The following is a 9386-nucleotide window of genomic DNA, read 5'->3' as shown; positions in this document are numbered from 1 at the left end:
TGCTGCGGGCGCTCTGACTGCCCTCGGGGCCGCCGTCGGCCTCGGCAGCCTTGGCCGGTGGGGTCTGGCGCCGACGCGAGCCCCGCACCGGTCCGCGGCCGCCGCGCGCCTCGTCGTACACCAGGTAGCAGAAGCCGAAGAGGGCGAGCAGGCCGAAGAACCACCACTGGAGCCCGTAGAAGAAGTGCGGTCCGTTGTTGAGCTCGGGCAGCTCGGCGGGGGCCAGCGGCTGGGCGGCCTCGGGCGACTCGGAGCGGATGTCGACGAACCCGGTCAGCACGTCCTGGTCGATCGCGGGCCCGATCTCGGCGCTGCTGATCGAGCGCGTGGACCGGTCGGTGACCTGGGTGCTGTCGCCGGTGGCGTCGAGGCGGACCCAGCCCTCCACGTCGACCTGACCCGCTGGGGGCGGGGGGACGTCCTCGGGCGTCGTACCGCGGTTGTCCGTGGCGAACCAGCCGCGGTCGACCAGCAGGCTGGTCCCGTCGGTGAGCACCAGCGGCACCACCACGTCGACCCCCGAGGCACCGTCGCGGGTGCGGTAGCGGACCACGACGGTGGAGTCCGGGTCGTAGGTGCCGGTCGCGGTGACCCGCGTCCACTCGTCGTCGGAGGTGAGCGGCCGGTCGACGCCCATCACGTCGGCGACGGGCACCGGGTCCTGCGTCTCGTTGCGCTGGATGACGGAGTTGCGGTCCTTGCGGTCGTCCAGGCGGTGGAACTGCCACTCTCCGAGGCGCCACGCCACCCACGCGAGCGCGAGGACCGTGAGCAGGAAGAGCACCCATCGTCTGCTGAGCAGGAAGCGGAACCGGCGCACGCGTCGAGGCTATCCGGCGCCCCCGCACGCGAGGACGCCGAGTCCGCCCGAAGGGCGGCGACCGGTCCGCGCACGCACCCCGAGGACCGCCCACCACCTAGACTGGGTGGGTGACCACCCGGATGCTCCCCCTCGCGGACGGCTACGGTCGTGTCGCGACCGACCTGCGCGTCTCCCTGACCGACCGCTGCAACCTGCGGTGCTCCTACTGCATGCCGGCCGAGGGCCTCGACTGGCTGCCCGACGACCAGACCCTCACCGACGACGAGGTCGTCCGCCTGATCACGATCGGCGTACGCCGCCTCGGCGTGCAGGAGGTGCGCTTCACCGGCGGCGAGCCGCTCGTGCGGCGCGGCTTGGTGGACATCGTCCGGCGCACGCACGAGCTCGGTGGCGTCGAGACGTCGCTGACGACCAACGCCCTGGGCCTTCAGCGCAACGCTCAGGCGCTGCGCGACGCCGGCCTCGACCGCATCAACGTGAGCCTGGACAGCGTGCGCCGCGAGACCTTCCACGAGGTCACCCGCCGCGACCGGCTCGACGACGTGATCGCCGGCCTCGAGGCGGCCCGCGCGGCCGGCCTCGCCCCCCTCAAGCTCAACGCCGTCCTGCTCCGGGGCCTCAACGACGACCAGGCGCCCGAGCTGCTGGGGTGGGCCGTCGAGCGCGGCTACGACCTGCGGTTCATCGAGCAGATGCCACTGGACGCCCAGCACGGCTGGAGCCGCGCCGAGATGATCACGGCCGACGAGATCTTCGCCGCCCTCAGCGCCGAGTTCGACCTGACCCCGCACGGCGCGCCGCGGGGGAGTGCCCCCGCCGAGCTGTTCGACGTGGACGGCGGCCCGGCCACGGTCGGCATCATCGCCTCGGTCACCCGCCCGTTCTGCGGCGACTGCGACCGGGTCCGGCTGACCGCCGACGGCCAGGTGCGCAACTGCCTGTTCGCCCGCGACGAGTCCGACCTGCGCACCGCGATGCGTGCGGGCGCCTCCGACGACGAGCTCGCCGAGCGCTGGGTGATCGCGATGGCCGGCAAGCTCCCGGGCCACGGCATCAACGACCCGAGCTTCCTCCAGCCGGACCGCCCCATGTCCGCCATCGGCGGCTAAGCGGACGCTCCGTCAGGCAGGGTTCGCCGTCAGGCAGGGTGCGCGACGACGTCCTTGAGGAAGCCGCGCGATCCGAGGAAGTCACCGAGCGTCGTCCGGTGCTCGTCGCACGCGAGCCACGTCTTGCGACGCTCCGGCGTGTGGATCTTCGGGTTGTTCCAGAGCAGGGCCCAGGTGGCGGGCGCCTTGCAGCCCTTGGCGGAGCAGGTGTCGGGGAGCTCGTCGCTCAACCTCGCTCACCCTTCCCTCAGCGCGTCACCGGCAGTCATCCCGGCAGTTCTACCGGAAATGGAGGCGGTGCCGGACAGCCACGGGGGAAGCCGTCCGGCACCGCTGGTGCCACTCAGACGGGGGATGCTGGGTGGCGAAGTTGATTCTTGCACGAGGCATCGGCAAAACCAACAACCGGTTACTGGCGAGTGGCGGACGGCGGAAGCTCTCGGGTGCCCTGCGCGCCACGGAGCTCGAAGCTGTCGTCCTTGCGGGTCTCCGGGTTGGCCATCACGACCGCGACGTACGGCAGGAGAAGCGCTGCGGCGACCAGCACCCAGCGCAGCCAGCCGGGCCCGACGGCGACCGCGCCGATGAAGCACAGGGTGCGGATCGTCATCGAGATGACGTAACGGCGCTGGCGGGCGGCGATGTCGGCGTGGTGGCTGCTCGCGGCGGTGGTGATGCGCACGGGTGCGCTGCGATCCTCACGGCGGGCCATGTCCTCGACTGTACGTCGCACCACCAACGCGAGTCGCGTCGTCGCTAGGCTCCCGAACAGCACCCGCACCACCTCGTTCCCACCGCCATCTCGTCCGGCGTTCCATCCCCACTCCAGGAGGACCCGTGTCCAACCGCACCTACCGCGTCACCGAGATCGTCGGCACCTCGCCCGACGGCGTCGACCAGGCGATCCGCAACGGCATCGAGCGCGCCGGCAAGACCCTGCGCCACATCGACTGGTTCGAGGTGACCCAGATCCGGGGTCAGGCCAAGGACGGCCAGGTCGAGCACATCCAGGTCGGCATGAAGGTCGGCTTCCGCCTCGAGGACGAGTGAAGCGGCGAGGTCTTTTCGTGTACCCCGGGGTAATCACTAGCGTCGAGCAGCATGAGTGACGACACCCGCACCGAGCCCCGTTCCGTCCTGGTGACGGGCGGCAACCGCGGCATCGGCCGCGCCATCGCCGAGGCCTTCATCGCCCAGGGCGACAAGGTCGCCGTGACCACCCGCAGCGGCGGCGCGCCCGAGGGGGCCCTCGACGTCCGCTGCGACATCACGGACCCCGAGGCCGTGGAAGCCGCGTTCGCGACCGTCGAGGAGGCCCACGGGCCCGTCGAGGTCCTGGTCGCCAACGCGGGGATCACCGCCGACACGCTCGTGCTCCGCATGTCGGAGGACCAGTGGTCGAGCGTCATCGACACCAACCTCACCGGTTCCTTCCGGCTGGCCAAGCGGGCAGCCAAGGGCATGCTGCGTCAGCGCCGCGGACGCATCATCTTCATCTCCTCGGTGGTGGGGCTCCTGGGCTCGGCCGGGCAGGTCAACTACGCCGCGTCGAAGGCCGGCCTCGTCGGCATGGCCCGCTCCCTGGCCCGGGAGCTGGGGTCGCGCTCGATCACGGCCAACGTGGTCTCGCCCGGCTTCGTGGAGACCGACATGACCGACGTGCTCAGCGACGAGCAGAAGCAGATGATCAAGGCGCAGGTCCCGCTGGGGCGCTACGCCGCCACGGCCGAGGTCGCCTCGGCCGTGACCTGGTTGGCGTCGGACGGCGCCGCCTACGTGACTGGAGCCGTCATTCCTGTTGACGGCGGACTCGGAATGGGGCACTGACATGGGACTTCTCGACGGCAAGCGGATCCTGGTGGCCGGGGTGACGATGGACTCCTCCATCGGCTTCGCCACCGCCAAGGTGGCGCAGGAGCAGGGCGCCACCGTGCTCATCTCCAACTTCGGGCGGGCGCTGGGCATCACCAAGCGCATCGCCAAGCGGCTCCCGGTCGAGCCGCCGGTGCTCGAGCTCGACGTGACGAACGAGGAGCACCTCGCTGGGCTGGCCGACCAGGTGCGTGAGCACGTGGACGGCCTCGACGGTGTCGTGCACTCGATCGCCTACGGCAACCCGGAGACCCTCCTGGGCGGGAAGTTCATGGAGGGCCCGTGGGAGGACGTCGCGCAGGCCGTGCAGGTCTCGGCGTACTCGCTCAAGTCGCTCGCGGTCGCCACCCGCCCGCTGATGTCGCGCGGTGGCTCCATCGTGGGGCTGACCTTCGACGCGACGTCGGCCTGGCCGGCGTACGACTGGATGGGCGTGGCGAAGGCAGCGCTGGAGAACACCTCGCGGTACGTCGCCCGCGACCTCGGTCCCGAGGGCATCCGCTGCAACCTCGTCTCGGCGGGGCCGCTCAAGACGCTCGCGGCCAAGGCGATCCCTGGCTTCGAGGCACTCGAGTCGTCGTGGAAGGACCGGGCACCGCTCGGCTGGGACGAGACCGACCAGGTCCCGACCGCTCAGGCCGTGTGTGCACTGCTCAGCGACTTCTTCCCCGCGACGACCGGCGAGATCGTCCACGTGGACGGCGGCTTCCACGCGATGGGGCTGTGACGCGCGGCTGTCGGTAGCGTGCGCGCGTGACCTCTCTCGTCGAGCTCCGGGTCCTGGAGGGCCCCAACCTCTACTTCCCGCGCGCCGCCATCAAGCTGACCCTCGACGTCACCACGATCGTGGAGGCGTCTGAGGAGACCGCGCTGCGCTTCGCGCGCCGGATCGGGCTGCGGAGCACCCGCCCGGGCGCGTCGGGCAGTGGCTTCCGCCAGCGGTTCGCGATGCGGGCGGTGGAGCGGCTGGTGCGGGCCATCGCGGCCGAGTCCGGTACGACGCGGCTCGCGGTGCGGGTCCGTCCGACCAGCGACCCCGACCGCCTCGTCGTCGCCTTCCCGTGGCGGCACCGGGGCCGGGCCGAGTCCCTGGGCCGGGCCGTGGCCTACGCGCTGGACGCGCTGCCGACGCCCGACCTCGAGGCCGCGGTCAGCGCGGCCGCCGAGACGGTGGCCTCCGCCGAGGCCGGTGACGGTCCGACGACCCTGACGCCGCGGGTCCCCGTCGTCGCCGTCACCGGGACGAACGGCAAGACGACCACCAGCCGGATGATCGCGCACATCGCGCGCACCGACGGACTCCTCACCGGGTGGTCCAACACCGACGGCATCTACATCGACGGTGAGCTCGTCGAGGCCGGGGACTACTCCGGTCCCAGCGGCGCCGGGCGGGTGCTGGAGCACCCGCAGGTCCAGCTGGCCGTCACCGAGACCGCGCGGGGCGGCATCCTGCTCAAGGGCATCGGGCTGCGCCACAACGACGTCTCGGTGGTCACCAACGTCACCGCCGACCACCTGGGCCTCCAGGGGATCGACACCGTGGACCAGCTGGCCGAGGTGAAGTCGGTGGTCCCGCAGATCACCCGCAAGGAAGGCTGGGCGATCCTCAACGCCGACGACCCGCGGGTGCTTGCCATGCGCGCCGTCACCAAGGCGAAGCCGTGGGTCTTCTCCCGCGACCCCGACTCGCCGGCCATCCGCGAGATCGTCGGGCACGGCGGCCGGGCCACCACCGTCATCGACGGCTGGGTCACCGTCCTGCGCCCCGGCGCCGACCCGGAGCCGCTGGTCGAGCTGGTCGACGTACCCATGACGCTCGCCGGCCTCTCACGCTTCAACGTGGAGAACACGCTGGCCGCTGCGTCCGCGGCCCTCGCCATCGGCCTGTCCACCGACGCGGTGGTCGCCGGGCTGCGGTCCTTCCTGCCCGACGCCGAGCACAATCCCGGCCGGATGAACTTCTTCACCCTCCCCGTCGACGGCGACGAGTTCTCCGTGGTCATGGACCTCGCGCACAACGAGGCCGGCCTGGAGGCCCTGCTCGAGATCATGAGCGGCGTACGGCGCCCCGGTGCCCGGCTGCTGCTCGGCCTCGGTGCCGTGGGTGACCGGACCGACGAGCTCATCGACGCGCTCGGCGAGATCGGCGCCAAGGGCAGCGACGTGGTGGCGATCGGTCACAAGGAGCACTACCTGCGCGGCCGCACCATGGACGAGATCGACGCGCTGCTCCGCGCCGGTGCCGCCCGGGTCGGGGTCGAGGACATCGAGACCTACGACACCGAGGTCGGGTGCCTGGCTGCGCTGGTCGCCCAGGCACGACCCGGAGATGTCGTCGGGCTCATGTGCCACGCCGAGCGCCAGGAGGCCTACGACTGGCTCGCCGCTCACGGCGGTACGCCGGACTCCCCGGACGCGCTCGCTGCGAAGGTGCGCGCCGCTTCGGTGTGAGCATCTCCCCGGCCCGGATGAGCGGGCCCGGGACGGGCCGGGGGCCGAGCGGGCCGGGGCCTCGGGGCTGGGGTCGAGCCGCGGCCACTCGCCGTCACGCGGCCCTGGTGCGGACGTGCCTGTGGCCCCACCGGWGTATTCGGGCGGGGTGCGGGGCGGGGTGGTCACTGGTCCGGCGGGTGGGGGGCTAGACGTGCCTGTGGCCCCGCCGGGGTCAGTCGGGCGGGGTGCGGGGCGGGGTGGTCACTGGTCCGGCGGGTGGGCGCGGAGGGTCCGGAGGTCCGGCAGCTGGATGAGGTCGCGGCCCGCGTCGGTGTCGGGCCAGGCGCGGCCGGTGGCTTGGCTGCCGGTGTGGTCGCGGCGGTAGGTGTGGCCCAGCGGGCTGGTCCAGTCGAAGACGCCGGGTTCGGTCATCTGGTAGCGCCATCGGCCGTGGGTCTTGAGCCGGTGGTGCAGCCTGCACAACGCGGCAAGGTTGTCCGTGGACGTCGATCCGCCCTGGTCGGGGTGGTCGTGGTCGTAGGGGTCGATGTGGTCGAGGTCGCAGTGGCGGGCGTTGCGACCACACCACGGGAACACACAGGTGCCGTCGCGGACGATCACGAAGTCGCGGATCTTCTCGGTCGGGGTGTAGCCCCGGCACTCGAGACGCTCCCGTAGGTCGATGACGGGCTTCACCACGACCTGGGCGTCGGGGCGGGCGCACCAGGCGCGGACCTGGTCCACCGACAGCAGGCGTTGGCCGGCCTGCTCGATCCGCGCCACCAGCGCCTCGTCCGGTCGCGTGGCCAGGTCGTGGTGGGTGATGGCATCGGCCGAGAGGTGGGTGTAGATCACGACCTGGGTCACCGGAGCCGTGGGCGCCGGCGCGGGTTTCCGGACAGGACTCCGTCCTTCCTCAACCAACGGGGACGCGGGGTCGGCGGACGGTTGGTCGTCGAAGCCGATGGCGAGCTGGTGGCGGGCGAGGTCACCCAACGCGGTGGCCCGGCGGCCATCGATCGTGTCGGCGGAGCCGAGGCGGGCGAGGTGCTCGGCCCCCGACTTCACCGCGGCAGCCAGGGCCAGCGCGTCCGGGATCTCCAGGCTCGCCTCCAGGCCCATCGTCCCGTCGTAGGAGACCTGCTGCAGGTCGAACGTCACGTGGCGCTTGTCCGCCGACTTCTCCAACGCCTCCTGGACCGCTTCGGGCATGAACCGCACCCGGGCCTCCTGCACGACCCGGTCCAGGGCCGCCGGGGTCAGCCGCGAGGCGCACCAGAACACCTGCTCATCCACGTACGTCGCGGCCTCCAAAGTCAGGCTGACGGTGGTCTGCGCAATGACCCGGGCCCGCCACCCGGCGACGAGACCGGAGGTGACGGCACCCCACAACCTCGGGAGGCGGTAGGCGACCTCGACGCACTCGGTCAGGAACCGGCCCGCGCTGTCGTTGGTCCGTCCCAGCATCGTCGCGAACTCCGGGACACAGAACTCATCGATCATCGGTGACCCCTCGCCGGCGAACGTCTTCGGGGACGTGAAGCAGGCCTCCGCGAACTCGGGATCCGCGATGTGCAGGTCGGTCCAGTGGAGACCCAGCCGCATCATGTCCACGTCTGCCTGGTCGGCCGACTTCTTCAGGTCACGCACCGCACGCAGCAGCTCGGCCGGGGACTCCGGGAGAGCGGGTGCGGTGGTCTTGGCCATGGGTCCATTCCAGCAGTGACCACCGACAATCGGGCCCCGGAATCGGCCTGTTCGACCGACATGTGGACACGAATTTTGCGGCGATTCTGCGACCTGGTTTCGAGACCCTTCGAGACGGCGCTGGCGCGCCTCCTCAGGACACCGCTTCGTCCTTCCTCAACCATCTGTGTCTGGTTTCGAAACGGGCCTAACGGCCCTCTTCAACCATCGAGAGCGCAGGGCCTTAGCTCGCGGAAGTTCCCGGTCAGGTGTCGCCGGGGTCCACCTGTTCGCCGGGGGCGCCGATGTCGAGGTCGCCCTCGACGATCATGCCCGTCATCCCGGTCGGCGAGCGGGTCTCGTGCACCTCGCCGGGCTCCCAGACGGCGGCAGAGCCGGCGGAGAGGCGGCGTACGACACCTTCCGCGCCGGCCACCTCGGCCTCGCCCGTCAGCACGACGAGGAGCTGACGCCCGCCCGCCGGGTGCCGACCGATGACGCCACCGGCCCCGAGGGAGACGGCGACGAGGTGGGCGTCCGCGCTGATTCCGAACGCCCCCACCGAGAAGCCTCGGCTCCCGTGCGCCTCGACCGGCCGGTGGGGCAGGTCGGTGAGCGACAGGATCCGCACTCAGGACTCCGTGGGCGCGGTGTAGTCGGGGTCGGCGGACGGGGTCTCGGAGGAGGCACCGGCGCCGGCCTGGGCCTGCGAGGACCAGTTCTCCAGCTCGGTCATCACCTCGGCGTGCTTGTCGACGCAGACGACGACGAGGTCGCCCTTGTTGGCGCGGTTGAGGGCGTGGCGCACCGCGGAGATCTCGTCAAGCACCTCCTCGGCCTGCTTGCACCGCGAGCCCTCGGCCATGGCGTTCCGCACGCCCTCCAGCACCAGCCCGGCGACGTCGCCGCGCTCGCGGCCCCGGAGGGCGACGTCCTCGCGCACGATGCAGACGTCGAAGTGCTGGGCGGCGATGTGGCCGAGCTCGCGCATGTCCTCGTCTCGCCGGTCGCCGGCGGTGGCGATGATGCCGATCCGCGACGGGCGGGCCAGGTCGTGCGAGGACTCGAGGGAGTCCCCGACCCGGTCGACGAAGTCGCCCAGCATCTTCATGCCCGGCGCGTTGTGGCAGTAGTCGACGATCACGTTGACGCCGTTGACCTCGACCTCGTTCAGGCGACCGGGGGAGAGGTAGTAGTTGGTCGAGAAGCTGCGCAGCCCCTGGCGGATGTCGTGCAGCGGGGCCCCGGCGGCGAACGCCGCGGCGGCCGCGGCGAGCGCGTTCTGCACGTTCATCCGGGCCTTGCCGCCGAAGGTCGCCGGCAGCAGGTGGGTCCAGGCGAGCTGCATCTCGCGACGTCCGTGACGTACGACGATCATCTCGCCGCGCTCCGACGGGTCGAGGACCAGCGCCTTGCCGCCTCGGCGGCAGTGGGCGTCGATCATGTCGCGGGCGTCCGAGCCC

At 71.6% G+C, this 9386-nt stretch carries 11 protein-coding genes; 5 read left to right on the top strand and 6 right to left on the bottom strand.

The window, feature by feature from the left end; translation table 11 throughout:
• A partial coding sequence (locus tag AC1DQF_RS20170) for an SURF1 family cytochrome oxidase biogenesis protein (RefSeq protein ID WP_477527012.1) occupies positions 1 to 820 on the bottom strand: 820 nt, incomplete at its 3' end.
• A 122-nt stretch (positions 821 to 942) separates the two neighbouring features.
• Here AC1DQF_RS20170 and moaA point away from each other — a divergent pair.
• Positions 943 to 1932: a GTP 3',8-cyclase MoaA gene (gene moaA / locus AC1DQF_RS20165; RefSeq protein WP_477527013.1), complete on the top strand. Its 990-nt coding sequence runs from the start codon at positions 943 to 945 to the stop codon at positions 1930 to 1932.
• A 29-nt stretch (positions 1933 to 1961) separates the two neighbouring features.
• Here moaA and AC1DQF_RS20160 read toward each other — a convergent pair whose 3' ends face one another.
• Positions 1962 to 2162 (bottom strand): acetone carboxylase, encoded by a 201-nt coding sequence (locus AC1DQF_RS20160; protein WP_477527011.1) that lies wholly within the window; start codon positions 2160 to 2162, stop codon positions 1962 to 1964.
• Positions 2163 to 2341: 179 nt separating this feature from the next.
• Entirely contained in the window at positions 2342 to 2644 is a 303-nt protein-coding gene (locus AC1DQF_RS20155; RefSeq protein WP_477527010.1) for a DUF3099 domain-containing protein, read from the bottom strand.
• Between the two features lie 125 nt (positions 2645 to 2769).
• Here AC1DQF_RS20155 and AC1DQF_RS20150 point away from each other — a divergent pair, with 125 nt between their 5' ends.
• From AC1DQF_RS20150 to AC1DQF_RS20135, 4 genes are read left to right on the top strand one after another with little or no spacing between them, the layout of a single operon-like run.
• Entirely contained in the window at positions 2770 to 2982 is a 213-nt protein-coding gene (locus tag AC1DQF_RS20150; protein WP_457205915.1) for a dodecin, read from the top strand.
• A 51-nt stretch (positions 2983 to 3033) separates the two neighbouring features.
• A complete protein-coding gene (gene fabG, locus AC1DQF_RS20145) occupies positions 3034 to 3759 on the top strand; it encodes a 3-oxoacyl-ACP reductase FabG (RefSeq protein ID WP_477527009.1) in 726 nt (241 codons plus the stop codon).
• Between the two features lies 1 nt (position 3760).
• On the top strand, positions 3761 to 4531 hold the full coding sequence (fabI, locus tag AC1DQF_RS20140; protein ID WP_457205917.1) for an enoyl-ACP reductase FabI: 771 nt from the start codon (positions 3761 to 3763) through the stop codon (positions 4529 to 4531).
• A gap of 26 nt (positions 4532 to 4557) precedes the next feature.
• Complete coding sequence (locus tag AC1DQF_RS20135; RefSeq protein ID WP_477527008.1) at positions 4558 to 6255, top strand: Mur ligase family protein; 1698 nt, start codon at positions 4558 to 4560, stop codon at positions 6253 to 6255.
• Between the two features lie 243 nt (positions 6256 to 6498).
• Here AC1DQF_RS20135 and AC1DQF_RS20130 read toward each other — a convergent pair whose 3' ends face one another.
• The 3 genes from AC1DQF_RS20130 to AC1DQF_RS20120 form a co-directional block, all read right to left on the bottom strand.
• The gene (locus AC1DQF_RS20130; RefSeq protein WP_477527007.1) at positions 6499 to 7944 is read right to left on the bottom strand and encodes an HNH endonuclease signature motif containing protein; all 1446 of its coding nucleotides are present in this window, start codon (positions 7942 to 7944) and stop codon (positions 6499 to 6501) included.
• A 244-nt stretch (positions 7945 to 8188) separates the two neighbouring features.
• Entirely contained in the window at positions 8189 to 8554 is a 366-nt protein-coding gene (locus AC1DQF_RS20125) for a cupin domain-containing protein (protein ID WP_477527006.1), read from the bottom strand.
• Positions 8555 to 9386, bottom strand: an 832-nt coding sequence (locus tag AC1DQF_RS20120; RefSeq protein ID WP_477527005.1) for a glutamate ligase domain-containing protein, incomplete at its 5' end; no start/stop codon positions are given.

The sequence above is a fragment of the Nocardioides sp. P4_G4 genome (assembly GCF_056401085.1).
This window is presented reverse-complemented; position numbering and strand designations above follow the sequence as displayed.